Annotated in this window: 12 protein-coding genes and 2 rRNA genes (1 of these 14 only partly in view); 2 read left to right on the forward strand and 12 right to left on the reverse strand. The window is 70.3% G+C overall.

The window, feature by feature from the left end; translation table 11 throughout:
* Nucleotides 1–55: 55 nt before the first annotated feature.
* Nucleotides 56–709 (reverse strand): response regulator transcription factor, encoded by a 654-nt coding sequence (locus CXR04_RS07705; protein WP_101421124.1) that lies wholly within the window; start codon nt 707–709, stop codon nt 56–58.
* Nucleotides 710–758: 49 nt separating this feature from the next.
* Nucleotides 759–2,363 carry a sensor histidine kinase gene (locus CXR04_RS07710; RefSeq protein WP_101421125.1) on the reverse strand — a complete coding sequence of 535 codons (1,605 nt, stop codon included), beginning with the start codon at nt 2,361–2,363 and terminating at the stop codon, nt 759–761.
* A 148-nt stretch (nt 2,364–2,511) separates the two neighbouring features.
* Here CXR04_RS07710 and CXR04_RS07715 point away from each other — a divergent pair, with 148 nt between their 5' ends.
* Complete coding sequence (locus CXR04_RS07715) at nt 2,512–3,300, forward strand: Fpg/Nei family DNA glycosylase (protein WP_101426248.1); 789 nt, start codon at nt 2,512–2,514, stop codon at nt 3,298–3,300.
* A gap of 90 nt (nt 3,301–3,390) precedes the next feature.
* On the opposite strand, the gene CXR04_RS07720 is transcribed toward CXR04_RS07715, so the two are convergent.
* From CXR04_RS07720 to CXR04_RS07755, 8 genes are all read right to left on the reverse strand, one after another.
* On the reverse strand, nt 3,391–3,759 hold the full coding sequence (locus CXR04_RS07720) for a helix-turn-helix domain-containing protein (protein WP_101421126.1): 369 nt from the start codon (nt 3,757–3,759) through the stop codon (nt 3,391–3,393).
* Nucleotides 3,760–3,849: 90 nt separating this feature from the next.
* Nucleotides 3,850–4,416, reverse strand: coding sequence for a CinA family protein (locus tag CXR04_RS07725; RefSeq protein ID WP_101421127.1), 567 nt, complete (start codon nt 4,414–4,416; stop codon nt 3,850–3,852).
* Nucleotides 4,413–5,015, reverse strand: coding sequence for a CDP-diacylglycerol--glycerol-3-phosphate 3-phosphatidyltransferase (gene pgsA, locus CXR04_RS07730; protein WP_047018425.1), 603 nt, complete (start codon nt 5,013–5,015; stop codon nt 4,413–4,415). Before pgsA ends, CXR04_RS07725 begins: the two co-directional genes overlap by 4 nt.
* Complete coding sequence (rimO, locus tag CXR04_RS07735) at nt 5,012–6,604, reverse strand: 30S ribosomal protein S12 methylthiotransferase RimO (RefSeq protein ID WP_101421128.1); 1,593 nt, start codon at nt 6,602–6,604, stop codon at nt 5,012–5,014. The genes pgsA and rimO overlap by 4 nt, the downstream gene beginning before the upstream one ends.
* A 144-nt stretch (nt 6,605–6,748) precedes the next feature.
* Nucleotides 6,749–7,561 (reverse strand): helix-turn-helix domain-containing protein, encoded by an 813-nt coding sequence (locus CXR04_RS07740; protein ID WP_101421129.1) that lies wholly within the window; start codon nt 7,559–7,561, stop codon nt 6,749–6,751.
* A 183-nt stretch (nt 7,562–7,744) separates the two neighbouring features.
* Nucleotides 7,745–10,459 carry a DNA translocase FtsK gene (locus CXR04_RS07745; protein ID WP_101421130.1) on the reverse strand — a complete coding sequence of 905 codons (2,715 nt, stop codon included), beginning with the start codon at nt 10,457–10,459 and terminating at the stop codon, nt 7,745–7,747.
* A 92-nt stretch (nt 10,460–10,551) separates the two neighbouring features.
* On the reverse strand, nt 10,552–11,214 hold the full coding sequence (locus tag CXR04_RS07750; protein ID WP_101421131.1) for a response regulator: 663 nt from the start codon (nt 11,212–11,214) through the stop codon (nt 10,552–10,554).
* Between the two features lie 243 nt (nt 11,215–11,457).
* The gene (locus CXR04_RS07755) at nt 11,458–16,965 is read right to left on the reverse strand and encodes a HAMP domain-containing protein (protein WP_199850417.1); all 5,508 of its coding nucleotides are present in this window, start codon (nt 16,963–16,965) and stop codon (nt 11,458–11,460) included.
* 220 nt (nt 16,966–17,185) lie between these two features.
* Between CXR04_RS07755 and CXR04_RS07760 the strand changes: the two genes are divergently transcribed.
* Nucleotides 17,186–19,825 (forward strand): SpoIIE family protein phosphatase, encoded by a 2,640-nt coding sequence (locus tag CXR04_RS07760; RefSeq protein WP_101421133.1) that lies wholly within the window; start codon nt 17,186–17,188, stop codon nt 19,823–19,825.
* Between the two features lie 82 nt (nt 19,826–19,907).
* Here CXR04_RS07760 and rrf read toward each other — a convergent pair.
* Both rrf and CXR04_RS07770 read right to left on the reverse strand, forming a co-directional pair.
* Nucleotides 19,908–20,024: ribosomal RNA gene (gene rrf, locus CXR04_RS07765) — 5S ribosomal RNA — on the reverse strand.
* A gap of 111 nt (nt 20,025–20,135) precedes the next feature.
* A 23S ribosomal RNA gene (locus CXR04_RS07770) occupies nt 20,136–22,308 on the reverse strand (it continues 957 nt past the right edge of the window).

The raw sequence follows: 22,308 nt of genomic DNA on the forward strand, positions 1-22,308 counted from the left end.
CGCGCACCCCGCTGCCGAACCGGACCCGCCGTGGCCCGCCGCAGGGGCTCCGGGCCTACTCCACCTGCCCGTTCAGATACGCCAGCACCGCCCGCACCCTGCGGTTGTCGTCGTCCGACGGGGGCAGGTCCAGCTTCGCGAAGATGCTCGTCGTGTACTTGCTCACCGCGCCCTCGGAGAGGAAGAGCTGACGCGCGATGGCCGCGTTCGAGCGGCCCTCCGCCATCCCCGCCAGCACCTCCCGCTCCCGCGGCGACAGCCGCCGCAGCGGCTCGTCCCGCGCGTTGCTCGCCAGCAGCTTCGCGATGACCTCCGGGTCCATCGCCGTGCCGCCCTCGGCCACCCGCCGCACCGAGTCCACGAACTGCCGCGCCGCGAACACCCGGTCCTTCAGCAGGTACCCCACCGCCCCGCGGCCGTCCGCCAGCAACTCCCGTGCGTACAACTGCTCCACGTGCTGCGACAGGATCAGCACCGGCAGGTCGGGCCGCTCCCGGCGGGCCGCCAGCGCCGCCTGCAGCCCCTCGTCCGTGAAGGTCGGCGGCAGCCGGATGTCGACCACCGCCACGTCCGGTCGCTCGGCGCGCAGCGCCGCCAGCAGCTCGTCCCCGGACTCGACCGCCGCGCAGATCTCCATGCCGTGCGCCTGCAACAGCCGCGTCAGCCCGTCCCGCAGCAGGTACTGGTCCTCCGCCAGGACGACTCGCACTACCCCGCTCCTCTCCGCCCCGTCACCCGGGACGGCCGCACGTCCCCCGTCAGCACTGCTGCGCCGCACCGGTCTTCCGCCACCGTCGCAGCAGCGGCGGCACCCCGCTCAGGCCCAGCGCCACCATCGCCAGCACCGTCGGCCAGCGCAGCGGCTCCGGCATGTACAGCGCCAGGAACCACGACCTGTTGTCCGTGCCGAAGATCAGCAGCAGCCCCGCGACCAGCCCTTGCGGGAACAGCGCGACGGAACACAGTACCGGTGCCAGCGCCGTCAGCCACAGCTCCCCGCGCCCGGCCGCCGCTCCCCGCGCCGCTCCGGGCGCGGCGGCGTCCGGCTCGCAGCACTCCTCCCCCAGCGGGCACGGGATCTCCACCGCCACCGTCGTCGGCCCGCCCTCGGGGCTGCTGATCGCCAGCACCCCGTCGAACGGCTTGATCCGCCGCTCCACGCCCCGCAGCCCGCCGCCCGTCACCGGCACCGCGCCCCCGCGCCCGTCGTCGGTGACCGTCGCGCGCAGCACGCCGTCGCGGTGCCACAGGTCGATGTCCACCCGGTCCGCGCCCGCGTGCTTGCCCGCGTTGGCGAGGATCTCCGCCACCGCGAAGTACGCCGCCGACTGCACCGGGTCCGGCAGGTGCCCGTGCAGGTCGACCTCGACCCGTACGTCCAGCGCGCTGTCCAGCGCCAGCGCCCGTACGGCGTCCCCGAGCCCCCGCTCCGCGAGCACCGGCGGGTGGATGCCCCGTACCAGCCCGCGCAGCTCCTGCAGCACCGTGGACGACGACTCCTGCGCCTGCCGCAGCAGGACCTTCGCCGCCGCCGGGTCCTCGTCGACCAGCTCCTCCGCCGCCGAGACCGTCATGCCGAGGGCGACGAGCCGGGCCTGCGGCCCGTCGTGCAGGTCCCGCTCGATGCGCCGCACCTCCGCCGCCTGCCAGTCGGTGGCCGCCGTACGCTTCCGGTCCAGCTCGGCGACCTGCAGCGCCAGCTCCGACGCCCGCGTCGGCGCCAGCACCGCCCGCGTCCAGCGCGCGTGCAGCGCCATCGCCCGCGGTCCGGCCCACAGCCCGAGCACGAAGAGCGCCGCGCCCACCGGCACGAGCGCCAGGGCGGTGCCCTGCGAGGCGACCTCGACGCCCGCGTAGTGCCCGAGGGTGTCCCCGGGGTACGACGGGTCCCACAGCAGCGGCAGCGCCATGCCGGCCGCCCCGTAGCCGACGGCGATCAGCGGCAGCGCGGCCATCGCCAGGCCGACGACCGGGTCGGCGACCAGCCACAGGGTGTCCCGCCAGGTCGCGCGGTCGGCCAGCAGCCGGTGCACGCGCTCGAAGAACTCCGGCAGGGCGGGGCTGCGGTAGCTGATGCCCAGGTGCCGGTAGCGCCCGTCGGGACCGGGCCGCGGATGCGGCGGCGCGGGCAGGTACGGCGCGGGGATCGGGCGTCCCGTCCAGCGGCCCTGCACGGTCCGCGCCAGGTTGGCGACGCCGCGGGTGAGGCCGACGGCCCAGGGGAAGACGAACATCAGCCCCAGGCCGAAGGCGAGCACGAGCGACGCGAGCATGACGGCCTGCACCAGGGTCACCAGCGGGGCGAGCGCCACCAGCACGAGGGCGCGCCCCAGCGCGGTCGCATACCGCCGTGGCCTGCTCATCCCGCCTCCTTCTTCCGTCCTCATCATGCCGCCCATCGTGGCCCGCGCGGCACCCCGGGCACCGCCCGCGCAGGCCCCGGACCAGGGTGGGGTTATCCCCACCCGGTACGCCAGAGGCGTACGCCCAGCGCCTGGCACGATGGGGTACGTGCCCGAAGGAGACACCGTCTGGCGCACCGCCCGCCTGCTGCACGAGGCGCTGGCGGGGCGCCGGCTGACCCGCTGCGACCTCCGTGTGCCCAAGCTGGCCACGGCCGACCTCACCGGCCGCGAGGTCACCGAGGTCGTCCCGCGCGGCAAGCACCTGCTGACCCGCGTCGAGGGCGGCCTGACGCTCCACTCGCACCTGCGGATGGAGGGCGCCTGGATCACGTACGCGGACGGGGAGCGGTGGCGCGGCGGGCCGGGCCACCAGATCCGCGCCGTCCTCGGCAACGCCGACCGCACCGCGGTCGGCTACCGGCTGCCGGTGCTGGAGCTGCTGCGCACCGCCGCCGAGGACCGGATCGTCGGCCACCTCGGTCCCGACCTCCTCGGCCCCGACTGGGACCCGGCGGAGGCGGAGCGCCGGCTGCTCGCCGACCCCGCCCGCCCGCTCGGCGAGGCGCTGCTCGACCAGCGCAACCTCGCCGGGATCGGCAACGTCTACAAGTCGGAGCTGTGCTTCCTCGCCGGCGTCAGCCCGTACGCACCGGTCGCCGCGCTCTCCGAGCCCGGCCGGCTCGTGGCCGCCGCGCAGCGGCTGCTGGAGGCGAACCGGGACCGCGTGGCCCGTACGACGACGCCCTCCCGGCGCCCCGACCGGCGGCTGTGGGTCTACGGCCGCGGCGGGCGCCCGTGCCTGCGCTGCGGGACGGCGGTGCGCAAACGGGCGCAGGGGGAGACGGCGGACGAGCGGGTGACGTACTGGTGCCCGCGCTGCCAGCCGGGCGGGTGACCGCGGCCGCGGCCCGTACGCCCGCACACGCAAGCCGAGAGCCCGGCTCCGCCGAGGGCGGACCAGGCTCTCGTGCCAGGCTCTCTACGCTCAGGCCGCGACGGGGTCGGGCTCCTTGGGCGCCTTGATGGTGACTCGCTCGTCGGGCATTCCCGTCACCGAGGTCACGGTGAACGACCGCACGGGGGCGGGAATCGGCTCGGTGGCCGCCGCGGACTCGGCCAGCTCCGCGAGGGCGAGCTCGCCGCTCACCTCGCGCATCAGCTCGGACATCCGCACGTCCAGGGCTTCACAGATGGAGTTGAGCAGCTCGGAGGAGGCTTCCTTCTGGCCTCGCTCGACCTCCGACAGATAGCCGAGGGAAACACGCGCTGACGAGGAAACCTCGCGCAGCGTCCGGCCCTGGCGCTGTCGCTGCCGGCGCAGCACGTCACCCAGCAGGCGACGGAGCAGAATCATGCGTGGCTCCCTCCTAGGACCTCGGATCCGGATCCTCTCCGCTCCACCGTACCGCCTCGGACCGTGACAGTGCGGCGACGGAAGTCATCTTCACCGTTCGCCAAGCGAGGAATACGGGGCCTCCTGATCAGGATTTTCCGGGTATTTCCGCCCGTCTTGCCCCTTCGGTACCGCGTCCAGGTGCCGCCGGAGGAGCGTCAGCGCCTCCCCCACGGCCGCCGTGCGGATCTCCGTGCGAGAGCCCGTCAGGTTCAGCGACCGCGTCTCGGTCCGCCCCTCGGGACCGGCCACGGCCACGAAGACCGTACCCGGCTGCTGGCCGTCCTGCGGATCGGGTCCCGCGACGCCCGTCGTCGCCACCGCCCAGTCGGCGCCGAGCCGCCAGCGCACCCCGGCGGCCATCTGCCTGGCGACCTCGCCGTCGACGGCGCCGCGCTGGGCGAGCAGCGAGCTGTCGACGCCGAGCACGTCGCGCTTGAGGTCGGTCGCGTACGCGATGACGGCGCCCCGGAACGCCTGGGAGGCGCCGGGCACCGCGGTGATCTCGGCGGCGAGGAGGCCGCCGGTGAGGGATTCGGCGACGGCGAGGGTGACGCCGAGCTCGTCGCACAGGGCGAGCAGGCCGGCAGCGGCCCCGTCGGTGTTCTTTGTGGTCACTGGACTCTCTGCTCCCGTTCGGCGGCCAGCCCCCTGCGGCGGAGCACGATCGCCTGCTTGACGTAGTCCAGGCCGGTCGCCACGGTCAGGACCACGGCGGCGGCCATGATCCAGAAGCGCAGCGTGGCGAGCGGTCCGGTGAGGGTGAGGATGTACATGCCCACGGCCACGCCCTGGGCCAGGGTCTTCAGCTTCCCGCCCCGGCTGGCCGGGATCACACCGTGCCTGATCACCCAGAACCTCATGAGGGTGATGCCGATCTCCCGCGCCAGGATCACGATCGTCACCCACCAGGGCAGGTCGCCCAGCGCCGACAGGCAGATCAGTGCGGCACCCATGATCGCCTTGTCGGCGATGGGGTCGGCGATCTTGCCGAAGTCGGTGACGAGGTCGTAGCGGCGGGCCAGCTCCCCGTCGAAGAGGTCGGTGATCATGGCGACCGTGAAGGCGGCCCATGCGAACGAGCGCCAGGCCGGGTCATGGCCGCCGTGGGCGGCCATGAGCAGCACGAACGCCGGTACGAGCAGCAGCCGCACCATCGTGAGGACGTTGGCGATGTTCCACAGACCGGCCTGACCGACGGCCGGGGCGGGGCTCATCTCGCGGCCTCCTCGGCCGGCTCCCTGGGCCGCCGCCGATCGGGCTCGCCTATCGGCTCCGCCACCAGATCCACGCCTTCGCTCGCCACCACCTTGGCGGTGACCAGCGCCCCCGGCGCCGCCTCCCGGGCGGTCCCGCCGGCCAGCAGCGTCACGCCGTCGGTCTCCGGCGCCTGGTGCGCCGCGCGGCCGACGACCTCCCCGGCGTCCGCGAGGGGCTCCGCACCGGCGTCGGAACCGGCATCCTCCACCGCGTCCACCAGGACCCGTACCGTCTCCCCCACCCGCTCCTCGGCCCGCTGCGCGGTCAGCTCCTCCGCCAGCCGCGTCATGTGCGCCAGCCGCTCGGCGACCGCCTCCGGCGCGACCTTCGACTGGTACGTCGCGGCCTCCGTGCCCTCCTCGTCGGAGTAGCCGAAGATCCCCACGGCGTCGAGCCGGGCGGCGGTGAGGAAGCGCTCCAGCTCTTCCACGTCCCGCTCGGTCTCGCCCGGGAAGCCGACGATGAAGTTCGACCGCGCGCCCGCCTCCGGCGCCCGGGAGCGGATCTCCGCCAGCAGTTGCAGGAACCGCTCGGTGTCCCCGAAGCGGCGCATCGCGCGCAGCACTTCGGGGGCGGCGTGCTGGAAGGAGAGGTCGAAGTAGGGCGCCACCTTCTCCGTCGACGTCAGCACGTCGATCAGCCCGGGACGCATCTCCGCGGGCTGCAGATAGCTGACCCGGATCCGCTCGATGCCGTCCACGGCGGCCAGTTCGGGCAGCAGCGTCTCCAGCAGCCGCACGTCGCCGAGGTCTTTGCCGTACGAGGTGTTGTTCTCGGAGACGAGCATGATCTCCCGTACGCCCTGGCCGGCCAGCCAGCGGGTCTCGCCGAGGACGTCGGAGGGGCGGCGGGAGACGAAGGAGCCGCGGAACGAGGGGATGGCGCAGAACGTACATCGGCGGTCGCAGCCGGAGGCCAGCTTGACCGAGGCGACGGGGCCCGAGCCGAGCCGGCGGCGCAGCGGCGGTCGCGGCCCGGAGGCGGGGGCGACCCCGGCGGGCAGGTCGGCGGGGGCGGCGGCCGCGTCTGCCGGGCCGGCTGCGTCTGCCGGATCTGCGGCGGCCGGGTCGCCGTGGCCCGGCAGCGCCGCGGCGCCGCGGGCGGCGGCGTCCTGCCGCTCCGCGGGGCTGATCGGCAGCAGCTTGCGGCGGTCCCGCGGGGTGTGCGCGGCGTGGCCGCCGCCGGAGAGGATGGTCTGGAGGCGCTCCGAGATGTCCGCGTAGTCGTCGAAGCCGAGGACGCCGTCCGCCTCCGGGAGCGCGTCGGCCAGCTCCTTGCCGTACCGCTCGGCCATGCAGCCGACGGCGACGACGGCCTGCGTACGGCCCGTGTCCTTGAGGTCGTTGGCCTCCAGCAGGGCGTCGACGGAGTCCTTCTTGGCGGCTTCGACGAACCCGCAGGTGTTCACGACGGCGACGTCCGCGGCGGCGGCGTCCGTGACGAGGTCCCAGCCGTCCGCCGCCAGGCGGCCCGCAAGCTCCTCCGAGTCCACCTCGTTCCGGGCGCAGCCAAGCGTGACGAGGGCGACGGTACGGCGTTCTGGCATGGGCTCAGCCTACTTCGTCCCGCGCCCGCAAACGGCCGCCCACCAGCCGCATTCCGCACGCCTGCGCGAAGCACGGGAGAGCGAGGGTACGGACGTACGAGCCTTGCCGCAGGCCGGGCCCGCGCCGCCGCCCGGCGGGGCAGGTCAGCCGGCCTCGGGATCGCCCTTGGTGTACGTCAGCCGCTCGACCTCGCCGGGCTGGAAGTCCTCCGCGATCTGCTTGCCGTTGACGAACAGGTCGACGCCGCCGGCGTTGCCGAGGACGAGGTAGATCTTCTCGCTGTCGGTGACGGTGACGGAGTCGCCCTGCGCGAGCACGCCCTCCTCCAGCTCGCGCCCGTCGGCGCCCTGCGCGGAGATCCAGCTCTGCCCGTCCGCCGCGACGATCCGCAGCGTCACCTTGTCCGGCGGGGCACCCGCCACCGCGCTGTCCGAGGGCTGCGGGCTCTGCTTGTCCTCGCCGGCGTCCTTGCCGGAGTCGCGGTCCTTCGGCTTCTCCGACCCCTGCGACTCCCCGGCCACGGAGGAGCCGTCCGGCTCGTCCTCGTCGCCGCCGCTGAAGACGGTGAACCCCACGAAGCCGACGACCGCGACGATCGCGGCGACCATGGCGGCGGTCCAGTTGGGGCGGCGCGGCTCGGGGCGGATGCGCTCGGCCTCGAACATCGGCGCGGCGGGCGTCGGCTCGGGCCGGCCGCCGTGCTCCGCGTCGTACTGCGCGACCAGGTCCTCGGCCTCCAGACCGACCGCCCGCGCAAGGGTTCGCACATGTCCGCGGGCGTAGACGTCGCCGCCGCAGCGAGAGAAATCGTCCTGTTCGATGGCATGGATGATCGGAATGCGCACACGCGTGGTCAAGCTGACCTGTTCGACGGACAGCTTGGCATCAAGGCGGGCCTGCTGAAGTGCGCGACCGACGGACGGACGGTCGCCTGTGGGGGAGTTGCCGAGGGACACGTGGGCGCCTTTCGGGGTGAGCCACCTGCCGGGTGTTCAGTCTAGGGGGGTTGTAAAAGGATCGGCCAACCGGTCGAGCACACTTAATGGGCCATCGGGATAGACGTACTGCCCGACCGCGGATCACCCGCCCGGCCCATTGATGTGACGCATCAGGCGCCGAACCGGTTGCCCTGGTCGCCGTTACGGATGATCCTGCCCCCGCATCTGGGCGAGCACTCCGTCCATTTCATCCGGTTTGATGAGTACGTCCCTGGCCTTCGAACCCTCACTCGGACCGACGATCCCGCGCGACTCCATCAGGTCCATCAGCCGCCCCGCCTTGGCGAACCCGACCCGCAGCTTGCGCTGGAGCATCGACGTGGAGCCGAACTGCGTGGAGACCACCAGCTCGGCCGCCTGGCACAGCAGATCGAGGTCGTCGCCGATCTCCTCGTCGATCTCCTTCTTCTTCGCGCCGCCGACCACGACGTCCTCGCGGAAGACCGGCGCCATCTGGTCCTTGCAGTGCTGCACGACCGTGGCGATCTCGTCCTCTTCGATGTACGCGCCCTGCAGCCGGACCGGCTTGTTCGCCCCCATCGGCAGGAACAGCCCGTCGCCCTTGCCGATCAGCTTCTCGGCGCCGGCCTGGTCGAGGATGACGCGGCTGTCGGCGAGGGAGGAGGTGGCGAAGGCCAGCCGGGACGGCACGTTCGCCTTGATGAGCCCGGTGACGACGTCGACGCTGGGGCGCTGGGTGGCGAGCACCAGGTGGATGCCGGCGGCGCGGGCGAGCTGCGTGATCCGTACGATCGCGTCCTCGACGTCCCGCGGCGCGACCATCATCAGGTCCGCCAGCTCGTCGACGATCACCAGCAGATACGGGTACGGGGCCAGCTCCCGCTCGCTGCCGGGCGGGGCGGTGGCCTTGCCGGAGCGGACGGCGGCGTTGAAGTCGTCGATGTGGCGGTAGCCGTACGCGGCGAGGTCGTCGTACCGCAGGTCCATCTCGCGGACCACCCACTGCAGGGCCTCGGCGGCCCGCTTCGGGTTGGTGATGATCGGCGTGATCAGGTGCGGGACGCCCTCGTACGCGGTCAGCTCCACCCGCTTCGGGTCGACCAGCACCATCCGCACGTCCTCCGGCGTGGCCCGCGCCATGACGGAGGTGATCAGGCAGTTGATGCAGGAGGACTTGCCGGAGCCGGTGGCGCCGGCGATGAGGATGTGCGGCATCTTGGCGAGGTTCGCCGAGACGTAGCCGCCCTCGACGTCCTTGCCGAGGCCGACGAGCATCGGGTGGTCCTCGCCGGCCGCCTGGGCGGACCGCAGCACGTCGCCGAGCTTGACCATCTCGCGGTCGCTGTTGGGGATTTCGATGCCGACGGCGGACTTGCCGGGGATGGGGCTGATGATGCGCACGTCGGGGCTGGCGACGGCGTAGGCGATGTTCTTCGTCAGCGCCGTGATCCGCTCGACCTTCACGGCGGGGCCCAGCTCCACCTCGTACCGCGTGACGGTCGGGCCGCGGGTGAAGCCGGTGACGGCGGCGTCGACCTTGAACTCGGTGAAGACCTGGGTGAGGGAGGCGACGACGGCGTCGTTGGCGGCGCTGCGCGTCCGTCCCGGGCCGCCGCGCTCCAGGATGTCGAGGGACGGCAGCGCGTAGGTGATGTCGCCGGAGAGCTGGAGCTGTTCGGCGCGGGGCGGCAGGGCGGCGGGGCCGGGCTCGACGGCCGGCTTGGTGAGGTCGGGGACGGAGTTCTCGGCGCTTTCGGAGCGTACGGCCTCCCCCGCGCCCGACTCCTCGCGCGCGGCCGGTACGCCCCCGGTGCGCTCGGCGACGCCGTGGGTGAGGTTGGCGAGCAGCGGGGAGGGCTGGACGCCGTGCAGCACCGCGCCGTCGAGGTCGGTGGCCGCGGCGGCGGCCGCGTCGATGGGATCCATGCCGCCGTAGTCCCGGTCGGCCGCCGCGCGGCGCGCGGGTGCGGGTGCGGCCGGCGCGGCGGGGGCCTTGCGGGTGCGGCGGCGGCGCGGCGGCGGGGGCTCGTCGTCGTCCTCGTCCGTACGCACCAGGCCGTCGCGCCAGTCGTCGTCGAACTCCTCCGCCTTGGCGGCGGCCGCCGGATCGGGCCGGGGCTGCACGAGCCCGAGCCGCACCCCGGCGGAGTGGATCCGGTCCGGGATCGCCGCGACGGGCGTGGCGGTGACGACGAGCAGCCCGAAGACGGTCAGCAGCACCAGCAGCGGCAGCGCGAGCACGTCGCCGAGAGTGGTGACCAGCGGCCGGGACACCGCCCAGCCGACGAACCCGCCGGAGTCCCTGATGGTCTGCGTTCCCTCGCCGCGCCCCGGGGTGCCGCAGGCCAGGTGCACGAGCCCGAGCACGCCGATCACCAGCGCGGACAGGCCGATGACGATACGGCCGTTGGCCTCGGTCTTCTCGGGGTGGCGGATGAGGCGTACGGCGATGGTGGCCAGCAGGATCGGCACGAGCAGGTCGAGGCGGCCGAAGGCGCCGGTGACCAGGATCTCGACCAGCTCGCCCACGGGGCCCTTCAGGTTCGACCAGGTGCCGGCCGCGACGATCAGGGCGATGCCGAGCAGCAGCAGCGCGAGGCCGTCCTTGCGGTGGGCGGGGTCGAGTCCCTTGGCGCCACGCCCTATGCCGCGGAAGAGCACGCCGACGGTGCGGGCGAGGCCGAGCCAGATCGCGCGCAGCAGGCGCAGTACGCCGCCGGTCGGCGAGGGGGCGGGCTTCTTGGCCGGTGCCTTGGCCGCGCCCCCGGCCTTCTTCTGCGGCGACTTCTTGGCGGGTGCCTTCTTGGCGGGCGCCTTTTTCGCCGCGGGCTTCTTGGCCGTGCTGCCTCCGGACCGCTGCCGGGAGTTGCCGCTGCCAGAGGTACGTGAGGCCATAGTTGCGAGATTACCGGCAGCGCCCGCACGGGACACGTAGGACGTGCAGGTACGCATCCTCCGCGCACCAGCGCCCCGGCGGGCGGGCCCGGCTACTCCGCATCGAGCCGGGAGCCGGGCTCCAGGGCGTCAATCGCCTTGCGCAGCCCGGTGAGTTTCCGCTCCAGATGCGCGGCGGTGGCGACGACGGCGGACTCCGCGTTCGCCCCGCTGAGCTGCTTCGACAGCGCCTCGGCCTGCTCCTCCGCGGCGGCGAGCCGGGCGGACAGCTCGGCGAGCAGCCCGGTCTGCGCGGCCCCGTCGCCGTTGCCCTTCTGGGCGCCTTCGAGCTGCAGCCGCAGCAGGCCCGCCTGCTCGCGCAACTGCAGGTTCTTCATGTACAGCTCGACGAACACGGACACCTTCGCCCGCAGCACCCAGGGGTCGAAGGGCTTGGAGATGTAGTCGACGGCTCCGGCCGCGTACCCCCGGAACGTGTGGTGCGGGCCGTGGTTGATGGCCGTGAGGAAGATGATCGGGATGTCGCGGGTGCGCTCGCGGCGCTTGATGTGCGCCGCGGTCTCGAACCCGTCCATGCCCGGCATCTGCACGTCGAGCAGGATTACCGCGAAGTCCTCGGTCAGCAGCGCTTTGAGCGCTTCCTCCCCGGACGACGCCCGGACCAGGTGCTGATCCAGCGCGGAAAGGATGGCCTCCAGCGCCAGCAGATTCTCCGGCCGGTCATCGACCAGGAGAATCTTGGCCTTCTGCACCATGGCCTGCCCTCCTCGCCCCGGCGGTGTGCCGGTCCTCGTCGCCAAAGACGCGCCCACCATGCCGCCCGCCCTCGTGCCGGTCATCGTATCCACACCCCGAGACTCGCCACACCCTGTCATCGAGTTGTCACTGCATACACAGCGACAACGCGCCTGCGATCAGTTTGGTTCCCGGAATCCCGTGTTCTCACACGCATTTGGACACACTGAGTCATCAAAGAGCAGGAATTCACGGCGATTTGACTACTCTCCGCTCATCCAACCGGTCATTACGGTCAGCAATCTATCGGTATCAACCGGTTTGGTCACATAGTCCGATGCGCCCGCTTCGATGCTCTTCTCCTTGTCGCCCTTCATCGCCTTGGCCGTCAGCGCGATGATCGGCAGCCCGGCGAACTGCGGCATCCGGCGGATCGCCTCGGTCGTGGCGTAGCCGTCCATCTCCGGCATCATGATGTCCATCAGCACCACGGCCACGTCCTCGTGCTGCTCCAGCACCTCGATGCCCTCGCGGCCGTTCTCCGCGTACAGCACCGCGAGCCCGTGCTGCTCCAGCACGCTCGTGAGCGCGAACACGTTGCGGATGTCGTCGTCGACGATGAGCACCTTCTCGCCGCGGAACGTGCCCTTGAAGCGCGGCGACGCCGATCGCTGCGGCACCGCCTGCTCAAGGCCGCCGTTCATCGAGAGGGCGCCGGAAAGGGCCCCAGACGCCCCCGGGACGTCCCGCGCACCCGTCTCCCCCGTCGTGGGTCCTGCGGGCGGTCCCGCGGCGCCTGAGCGTCCGTCAGAGGACTTCCTGGTACGTCCGGAAGGCGGCGCCTCGACATCGGCCGCGGCCGCCTTCGCCGCCTCGGCCTGCTCCAGGCCCGCCGCGAGCGCGCCCGTGACGGCGCCGCCCGCGCCCGGCAGCCCGGGGGCCGGCAGCTCGGTCGGGTGCAGCGGCAGGTACAGCGTGAACGTCGAGCCGCGGCCCGGCTCGCTGTCGACGTGGATCTCGCCGCCCAGCAGCCGGGCGATCTCCCGGCTGATCGACAGCCCCAGGCCCGTGCCGCCGTACTTCCGGCTCGTCGTGCCGTCGGCCTGCTTGAACGCCTCGAAGATCACGCCCATCTTGTTCGACGGGATGCCGATCCCCGTGTCCGTGACCGAGAAGGCGATCAGCTCGGCGTCCGGGTCGCGCAGCGCGCCCTGCTCCAGCAGTTGCTCCTTGATGGCCTGCGGCACGTCGTCCTTCGCGGTGCGGATCAGCAGCTCCACCGCGCCGCTGTCGGTGAACTTCACCGCGTTCGACAGCAGGTTGCGCAGCACCTGGAGCAGCCGCTGCTGGTCGGTGCTGAGCGTCGCCGGCGGGTCCGGCGAGACCCGTACCGAGAAGTCCAGGCCCTTCTCCGCCGTCAGCGGCCGGAACGTCGCCTCCACGTAGTCGACGAGCTGTACCAGCGCGATCCGGGTGGGGCTCACGTCCATCTTGCCCGCCTCGACCTTCGACAGGTCGAGGATGTCGTTGATCAACTGCAGCAGGTCGGAGCCCGCGCCGTGGATCGTCTCGGCGAACTCCACCTGCTTCGGCGTGAGGTTCCCGTCGCCGTTGTCGGCGAGCAGCTTCGCCAGGATCAGCAGCGAGTTCAGCGGCGTGCGCAGCTCGTGCGACATGTTCGCCAGGAACTCGGACTTGTACCGCATCGAGACCGCGAGCTGCTCCGCCCGCTCCTCCAGGCCCTGCTTGGCCTCCTCGATCTCCACGTTCTTGATCTCGATGTCGCGGTTCTGCCGGGCCAGCAGCTCGGCCTTCTCCTCCAGCTCCGCGTTCGACTCCTGCAGCGCCTTCTGCCGCACCTCAAGCTCGCCCTGCCGGTCGCGCAACTGCGCGGCCAGCTCCTGGGACTGGCTGAGCAGCACCTCGGTCTTGGAGTTGACACTGATGGTGTTGACGCTGGTGGCGATGACCTCGGCGATCTGGCCGAGGAAGTCCTTCTGGATCTGGGTGAACGGCTGGAACGACGCCAGCTCCACCACGCCCAGCACCCGGCCCTCGAAGATCAGCGGGAGCACGATGACGTGCGCCGGCGGCGCCTGGCCGAGCCCCGAGGCGATCTTCAGATAACCCTTGGGGACGTTCTCGACGACGATCGGGCGCCGTTCCTGCGCGGCGGTGCCCACCAGCGTCTCGCCGGGCCGCAGGATGTGCGGCAGTTCGTTCCCGGAGTGCCCGTACGAGCCGATCATGCGCAGCTCGTACGCGTCGTCCCCGCTGGCCGCGCCGATCTCCACGACGGCCTCGGCGCCGGAGCGCTGCACCAGGAAGAACGCGCCGTGCTGCGCGGCGACCACCGGGGTCAGCTCGCTCATGATCAGCCGGGCCACGTCGGCGAGGTCGCGGCGGCCCTGCAGCAGGCCGGAGATACGGGCGAGGTTGCCCTTGAGCCAGTCCTGCTCCTTGTTGGCGATGGTCGTCTCGCGGAGCTTCACGATCATCGTGTTGATGTGGTCCTGCAGCTCCATCATCTCGCCGTAGGCGTCCACGTCGATCTTGAGGTTCAGATCGCCGCGGGTCACCGCCGTGGCCACCTGGGCGATCTGCCGCACCTGACTGGTGAGGTTGTTCGCCATCAGGTTGACCGACTCGGTGAGGTCCTTCCAGATCCCGGAGACCCCGCGCACCCGCGCCTGCCCGCCGAGGCGGCCCTCGGTGCCCACCTCGCGCGAGACCCGGGTCACCTCGTCACCGAAGGACGAGAGCTGGTCGACCATCGTGTTGATGGTGGTCTTCAGCTCCAGGATCTCGCCCTGCGCGGCCACGTCGATCTTCTTCGACAGGTCGCCGCTGGCCACGGCGGTGGTCACCATGGCGATGTTGCGCACCTGGTTGGTGAGGTTGGACGCCATCGAGTTCACGGACTCGGTGAGGTCCTTCCACGTACCCGAGACACCCGGCACGCGGGCCTGGCCGCCGAGCCGGCCGTCGGTGCCGACCTCGCGGGCGACGCGGGTGACCTCGGCGGCGAACGACGAGAGCGTCTTGACCATGGTGTTGACGGTGGCCGCGAGCTGCTGGACCTCGCCGCGGGCCTCGACCGTGACCGTACGGGTCAGGTCGCCGTTGGCGACGGCGGTGGCGACCTGGGAGATGTTGCGCACCTGGCTGGTCAGGTTGACCGCCATCTGGTTCACGTTGTCGGTGAGGTCCTTCCAGATGCCCGAGACCCCGCGCACCCGGGCCTGCCCGCCGAGCTGGCCCTCCGTGCCCACCTCGCGCGCCACCCGCGTGACCTGCTCGGCGAACGACGACAGTTGGTCGACCATCGTGTTCACCGTCGTCACCAGTTCGAGGATCTCGCCCCGCGCGTCGACGGTGATCTTCTTGGACAGGTCGCCGCGCGCCACCGCGGTGGTGACCTCGGCGATGCTGCGCACCTGCGATGTCAGGTTGTTCGCCATCGAGTTGACGGACTGGGTGAGGTCCTTCCACGTACCGGAGACGCCCTGCACCTCCGCCTGGCCGCCGAGCTTCCCCTCGGTGCCGACCTCGCTGGCGACCCGGGTCACCTGGTCCGCGAAGGACGAGAGCTGGTCCACCATCGTGTTGATGGTGTTCTTCAGCTCCAGGATCTCCCCGCGCGCGTCCACGTCGATCTTCTGCGAGAGATCACCGCGCGCGACCGCCGTCGCGACCTGGGCGATGTTGCGGACCTGACCGGTCAGGTTGCCGGCCATGAAGTTGACCGAATCCGTCAGGTCCCGCCAGACGCCGGCGACGCCCTGCACCCGGGCCTGCCCGCCGAGCCTGCCCTCCGTGCCCACCTCGCGCGCCACCCGCGTGACCTGCTCGGCGAACGACGAGAGCTGATCGACCATCGTGTTGACGGTGTTCTTCAGCTCCAGGATCTCCCCGCGGGCGTCGACCTCGATCTTCTGCGACAGGTCGCCGCGCGCCACGGCCGTCGTCACCTGGGCGATGTTGCGGACCTGACCGGTCAGGTTGCTCGCCATCGAGTTGACGGAGTCGGTGAGGTCCTTCCACGTACCCGAGACGCCCTCGACGCGCGCCTGGCCGCCGAGGCGGCCCTCCGTGCCCACGTCCCGCGCCATCCGCGTCACCTGGTCGGCGAAGGAGGACAGTTGGTCCACCATCGTGTTCACGGTGTTCTTGAGCTGGAGCATCTCGCCGGAGACGTCCACCGTGACCTTCTGCGACAGATCGCCGTTCGCGACCGCCGTCGTCACCTGCGCGATGTTGCGGACCTGACCGGTCAGGTTGCGGAACGCCGTGTTGACCGAGTCGACCAGGTCCTTCCACGTGCCCGCGGCCCCCGCCACCTGCGCCTGGCCGCCCAGCTCGCCCTCCACGCCGACCTCGCGGGCGACCCGCGTGACCTCGGCGCCGAAGGACGACAACTGGTCGACCATGGTGTTGACGGTGTTCTTCAGCTCCAGCATCTCGCCGGAGACGTCCACCGTGACCTTCTGCGACAGATCGCCGTTGGCCACCGCCGTCGTCACCTGCGCGAACTCGCGCACCTGCCGGGTGAGGTTGGAGAAGGCGGTGTTCACCGAGTCGGTGAGGTCCTTCCAGATCCCCGCCGCGCCGGGCACCTGCGCCTGCCCGCCCAGCCGGCCCTCCGCGCCGACCTCGCTGGCCACGCGCGTCACCTCGCCGGCGAAGGTGCGCAGCGTCTCGGTCATCGTGTTGATCGTGTCCGCGAGCTGGGCGACCTCGCCGCGCGCGCTGACGGTCACCTTCTGCGACAGGTCGCCGTTGGCGACCGCGGTGGTGACCTGCGCGATGCCGCGCACCTGGGCGGTCAGGTTGCCCGCCATCAGGTTCACGCTGTCCGTGAGGTCCTTCCAGACACCGCCGACGCCCTCGACCTGCGCCTGCCCGCCCAGCTCGCCCTCGGTGCCCACCTCGCGGGCCACCCGGGTCACCTCGGAGGAGAACGCGGAGAGCTGGTCGACCATCGTGTTGACGGTGTTCTTGAGTTCCAGCATCTCGCCGTCGACGTGCACGGTGACCTTGCGGGACAGGTCGCCCTTGGCGACCGCCGTGGTCACCAGGGCGATGTCGCGGACCTGGGCCGTCAGCCGGTACGCCATGGTGTTCACGGAGTCCGTGAGGTCCTTCCAGGACCCGGACATCCCGCGCACCTTCGCCTGGCCGCCGAGCTTGCCCTCGGTGCCGACCTCGCTGGCGACCCGCGTGACCTCGTCCGTGAACACGGAGAGCTGGTCCACCAGCCCGTTGACCGTACGGCCCATCTTCAGCACCTCGCCCCGCAGCGGGTGCGGGGCGCCGTCCTGGCCCTGCGGCCGCAGGTCCATGCGCTGCTGCAGATCGCCGTCCGCCACCGCGGTCAGCACCCTGCCGACGTCGGCCAGGGGGCGTACGAGATCGTCGACGAGCGCGTTCGACGCGTCGACCGCCGCCGCCCACGACCCCTCGCAGGGCCCCGCGGACAGCCGCTCCGCGAGCTTGCCCTCGCGGCCGACCATGCGCCGCACCCGCGACAGCTCGCCGGTGACGTGCAGATTACGCTCCGCGACCTCGTTGAAGACCTCGGCGATCTCCGACATCACGCCGTCGCCGCCGACCCGGAGGCGCTTGCGGAAGTTGCCGTCGCGCATCGACTCCAGGGCGCCGAGCAGGCGATACAGCGAGGCCGTATCGACCTGTGTGGTCCCTGAGGGCGTCCGGGAGCGCCCGCCCTTCGTACGCGGACTCACGCCCGGCGCGCTCGCGTCAGACTCCACTGTGTCCCTCCCGCAGGGTCGACGTTCGCCTCGGGCTCCCTCCGAAGCCTTCCCAGTGTTTCACCCCGGCCCTGGCAGGCCATAACAGTTCGGCGGCTAAGGCGCACTTTCCGAGTGTTAAGAGAAGGATCCGGCATCTGTCCGCAGGGTGAAGGTAAGTACCCTGGCATCCGCCGTCCATCCCTTCAGCCGGGAGAGTGGCACATCGAGAGGAGAGCTGGTGACCACCGCGCGGGCTGCGGCCACCTTCGAGCCGGTCGGGCGCTCCGTCGCCGCGGCCAGGACCTTCGTCCGCGACACCCTCCAGGGCTGGGGCTATCCCGAGGCTACAGACGACGCCGTCGTACTGACCAGTGAGCTTGTGACGAACGCCATAATTCATGCGGGTACGGCAGTAGACGTCCTTTGTGTCCGGATGGCAGACGCGGTACGGGTCGAGGTCGCCGACCGGCATGCCGAGCGCGAGTTGCCGCTGCACAGCCCCCAGCTCCAGCCCACGCCCCTCGACCGCGAAGGCGGCCGCGGCCTGATGCTCTGCGCCGCCCTCGCCAGCCGCTGGGGCGTCGACTACACCGCGGAGCACAAGCGCGTCTGGTTCCAGCTCACCGTCGCCGAACCGCCCGCCGGCACCCGCGCCGCCGGCCCCGAGCTGCCCGTCGACGAGCTGCCGCTGGCCGAGGAGCGCATCCGCGTCGCCGTCGTCCGCATCGACCGCGGCGGCCTCGTCAGCGCGTGGAACGACGACGCCCACGACCTGTTCGGGTACGAACCGGAGAAGGTCATCGGCAAGCCCCTCGGCGACCTCGCCGCCTGGCCGCACACACCCGGCACCGGCACAGGACTGGTCGAGGCGCTCCAACTCTCCCGCTGGGAGGGCTCGTACGGCATTCGCTGCAACGACGGGCGCGTCACCCCCGTCTACGCCTCGCACATGCGCCTGCGCAACTCGGCCGGCGACCCGTCCACGATCTGCCTCATGGTCCGCGACCGCGAACGCGCCATCCTGCAGACCCCCCTGCGCGCCCCCGCGGGCGACAGCCCCGGCAGCGAGGGCCGCGCCGGCGCCTTCCCCGGCGGCGACTCCTTCGAGGCGTTCATCGGCACCCCCTCCCCCGACGACCTCGACGGTCTGCTCCAGCGCACCGTGGAGCGCGCCCGCGACATGCTCGCCGGCGACGCCGCGTACCTGCTGCTCGCCACCGACGACGAGACCGAGCTGGAGGTACGGGCCTCCACCGGGCTGCCCTCCGCCCGCCAGCGGTTCGCCCGCGTACCCGTCGAGACCGGCACCGGACGCTACGGCTCCGCCCGCCTCCCGTCCGTCCACGAAGACCTCATGGCCGACCCCGACGCCGTGCCCCTGCTGGCGGCCACCGGCATGCGCTCCGTCGTCTCCGTACCGCTGAAGGTCGAAGGCCGCCTCACCGGCTCCCTCGGCGTCGCCGCCGAGATGCCCGGCCGCTACACCAACGAGGAAGCGCTACGCCTCCAGTTCGCCGCCGACCGCATCGCGCTCGCCGTCGAGTCCGCCCGCCTCGGCGAGCTGGAACGGCTGCGCCGCGGCTCCCTGTCCTTCCTCGTCGAAGCTTCCGACCTGCTGGCCGGCACCCTGGACCGGGACCAGACGCTCGCCCTCATGGCCCAGATGATCGTCCCCACGCTCGCCACGTGGTGCGCCGTCTACACCCTCCCGGAACAGGCCGAGCCCGAACTCAGCTACGTCCTGCACGAGGACGAGGACCGCATCGACGACCTGCGCGCCCTCCTCTCCCGCATCGACCCGCCCGACGCCGTCCTCGTCCCCGGCGCCCGCCAGTGGCGCGGCCCGGGCGACGCGGCGCACACGCTGGCGATGCGCAGCTCGTTCCTCAGCCTCAGCATCGTGGGCAACGCGACCCTCGCCGAGGATGCCGAGACCTCCCTCGCGACGGCGGCGACCGTCGGTGGCGAAACCGTTGTGCTGCCGCTCGTCGCCCGCAACCGCGTCATCGGCATGCTCGTCCTCGGCAAGCCGACCGACGAGCACTTCCGCCAGGAGATCCTCGAACTCGCCGAGGACCTCTCCCGCCGCGCGGCCCTCGCCCTCGACAACGCGCGCCTCTACTCCGAGCGCACCACCATCAGCCAGTCCCTGCAGCGCAGCCTCCTGCCCCCGGGCCTGCCGGACATCCCCGGCGTCGAGGTCGAGGTCATCTACCGCCCCGCGGGCGAGGGCAACGAGGTCGGCGGCGACTTCTACGACCTCTTCGAGATCCGGGACGGCACCTACGGCTTCGCCATCGGAGACGTCTGCGGTACGGGCCCGGAAGCCGCCGCCGTCACGGGCCTGGCCCGGCACGCACTGCGCCTGCTGGCCCGCGAGGGCTTCGGCGGCCCAGCGGTACTGGAGCGCCTCAACGCCGCCATCCTCGACGAGGGCGCCCGCGGCCGCTTCCTGACGCTCCTCTACGGCGAACTCTGGCCCCAGCCGGACGGCAGCGCCGTCCTCAAGACGGTCTGCGCCGGCCACCCGCCCCCGCTCCGCCTGCGCCCCGACGGCACGGTGGAACAGGCCACGGAATCCCAGCCGTTGCTGGGCGTCATGGACGACCTGGAGCTCCACAGCGAAGAACTGGTCCTCGACCCGGGCGACGTCCTCCTGTGTGTCACGGACGGCGTGACGGAACGCCGCGAAGGCACCCGCATGCTCGGCGACGAGGGCCTGATCGACGTCCTCACGACATGCACGGGCCTCACGGCGGGCGCGGTGGCGGCGCGGGTGCTGCGCACGGTGGAACGCTTCGCGGCGGAGCCGGCGTCGGACGACATGGCGATCCTGACGATGCGGGTGCCGGGCCAGATGAACGGGAACGGCGAGTAGGACGGAGGGCCCCTGCCCCTGAGCAGGGGCCCGGAAATGACTCAACCCCCGGACGATGTCCGGGGGTTGAGTACTAAAGATTGTTCGGCGGTGACCTACTCTCCCACACGGTCCCCCATGCAGTACCATCGGCGCGGTCGGGCTTAGCTTCCGGGTTCGGAATGAGACCGGGCGTTTCCCCAACGCTATGACCACCGAAACCCTAAAAGGGTCAGCGAACAAGCACACTCTTCAATTAAGTGAACAAACTCAAGCCAACCCGACAACAATGGTTTGCTGTCTGGGAACAACACAGTGGACGCAAGCAGCTATGGACAAGCCCTCGGCCTATTAGTACCGGTCACCTCCACCCCTCACAGGGCTTCCAGATCCGGCCTATCAACCCCGTCGTCTACAGGGGGCCTTAACCCCACAAGGGGGTGGGAGTCCTCATCTCGAAGCAGGCTTCCCGCTTAGATGCTTTCAGCGGTTATCCCTCCCGAACGTAGCCAACCAGCCATGCCCTTGGCAGAACAACTGGCACACCAGAGGTCCGTCCGTCCCGGTCCTCTCGTACTAGGGACAGCCCTTCTCAAGACTCCTACGCGCGCAGCGGATAGGGACCGAACTGTCTCACGACGTTCTAAACCCAGCTCGCGTGCCGCTTTAATGGGCGAACAGCCCAACCCTTGGGACCGACTCCAGCCCCAGGATGCGACGAGCCGACATCGAGGTGCCAAACCATCCCGTCGATATGGACTCTTGGGGAAGATCAGCCTGTTATCCCCGGGGTACCTTTTATCCGTTGAGCGACGGCGCTCCCACAAGCCACCGCCGGATCACTAGTCCCTGCTTTCGCACCTGCTCGACCCGTCAGTCTCGCAGTCAAGCTCCCTTGTGCACTTACACTCACCACCTGATGACCAACCAGGCTGAGGGAACCTTTGGGCGCCTCCGTTACATTTTAGGAGGCAACCGCCCCAGTTAAACTACCCACCAGACACTGTCCCCGATCCGGATCACGGACCCAGGTTAGACATCCAACACGACCAGAGTGGTATTTCAACGACGACTCCACAACCACTGGCGTGGCCGCTTCACAGTCTCCCACCTATCCTACACAAGCCGAACCGAACACCAATATCAAGCTATAGTAAAGGTCCCGGGGTCTTTCCGTCCTGCTGCGCGAAACGAGCATCTTTACTCGTAATGCAATTTCACCGGGCCTATGGTTGAGACAGTCGAGAAGTCGTTACGCCATTCGTGCAGGTCGGAACTTACCCGACAAGGAATTTCGCTACCTTAGGATGGTTATAGTTACCACCGCCGTTTACTGGCGCTTAAGTTCTCAGCTTCGCCACCCCGAAGAATGACTAACCGGTCCCCTTAACGTTCCAGCACCGGGCAGGCGTCAGTCCGTATACATCGCCTTACAGCTTCGCACGGACCTGTGTTTTTAGTAAACAGTCGCTTCTCGCTGGTCTCTGCGGCCACCCCCAGCTCCCCGTGTAAAACGGATCACCGGAAACGGCCCCCCTTCTCCCGAAGTTACGGGGGCATTTTGCCGAGTTCCTTAACCATAGTTCACCCGAACGCCTCGGTATACTCTACCTGACCACCTGAGTCGGTTTAGGGTACGGGCCGCCATGAAACATCGCTAGAGGCTTTTCTCGACAGCATAGGATCATCCACTTCACCACAATCGGCTCGGCATCAGGTCTCACCCATAAAGTTGCGCGGATTTACCTGCACAACGGGCCACACCCTTACCCCGGGACAACCACCGCCCGGGCTGGACTACCTTCCTGCGTCACCCCATCACTCACCTACTACAAGCTCGGATCACCGGCTCCACCACACCCCGCATCACCCGAAGGATCAACAAGGGGGCTTCACGGGCTTAGCATCACCTGATTCGATGTCTGGCGCTTCACAGCGGGTACCGGAATATCAACCGGTTATCCATCGACTACGCCTGTCGGCCTCGCCTTAGGCCCCGACTTACCCTGGGCAGATCAACTTGACCCAGGAACCCTTAGTCAATCGGCGCACACGTTTCCCACGTGTGTATCGCTACTCATGCCTGCATTCTCACTCGTGAACCGTCCACCACTACCTTCCGGTGCAGCTTCACCCGGCACACGACGCTCCCCTACCCAACAACACACCCGTTAGGGCTATCCGTGCTGCTGACACGACTTCGGCGGTACGCTTGAGCCCCGCTACATTGTCGGCGCGGAATCACTTGACCAGTGAGCTATTACGCACTCTTTCAAGGATGGCTGCTTCTAAGCCAACCTCCTGGTTGTCTCTGCGACTCCACATCCTTTCCCACTTAGCATACGCTTAGGGGCCTTAGTCGATGCTCTGGGCTGTTTCCCTCTCGACCACGGAGCTTATCCCCCGCAGTCTCACTGCCGTGCTTAACTTACCGGCATTCGGAGTTTGGCTAAGGTCAGTAACCCGGTAAGGCCCATCGCCTATCCAGTAGCTCTACCTCCGGC

The sequence above is a fragment of the Streptomyces sp. CMB-StM0423 genome (assembly GCF_002847285.1).
GTDB lineage: Bacteria > Actinomycetota > Actinomycetes > Streptomycetales > Streptomycetaceae > Streptomyces.

Excerpts from the sequence above, each read along its gene's own strand:
- CXR04_RS07745 (WP_101421130.1), bottom strand. The coding sequence starts at position 10,459 with ATGGCCTCACGTACCTCTGGCAGCGGCAACTCCCGGCAGCGGTCCGGA.
- rimO (WP_101421128.1), bottom strand. The coding sequence starts at position 6,604 with ATGCCAGAACGCCGTACCGTCGCCCTCGTCACGCTTGGCTGCGCCCGG.
- pgsA (WP_047018425.1), bottom strand. The coding sequence starts at position 5,015 with ATGAGCCCCGCCCCGGCCGTCGGTCAGGCCGGTCTGTGGAACATCGCC.
- CXR04_RS07710 (WP_101421125.1), bottom strand. The coding sequence starts at position 2,363 with ATGAGCAGGCCACGGCGGTATGCGACCGCGCTGGGGCGCGCCCTCGTG.
- CXR04_RS07750 (WP_101421131.1), bottom strand. The coding sequence starts at position 11,214 with ATGGTGCAGAAGGCCAAGATTCTCCTGGTCGATGACCGGCCGGAGAAT.
- CXR04_RS07720 (WP_101421126.1), bottom strand. The coding sequence starts at position 3,759 with ATGATTCTGCTCCGTCGCCTGCTGGGTGACGTGCTGCGCCGGCAGCGA.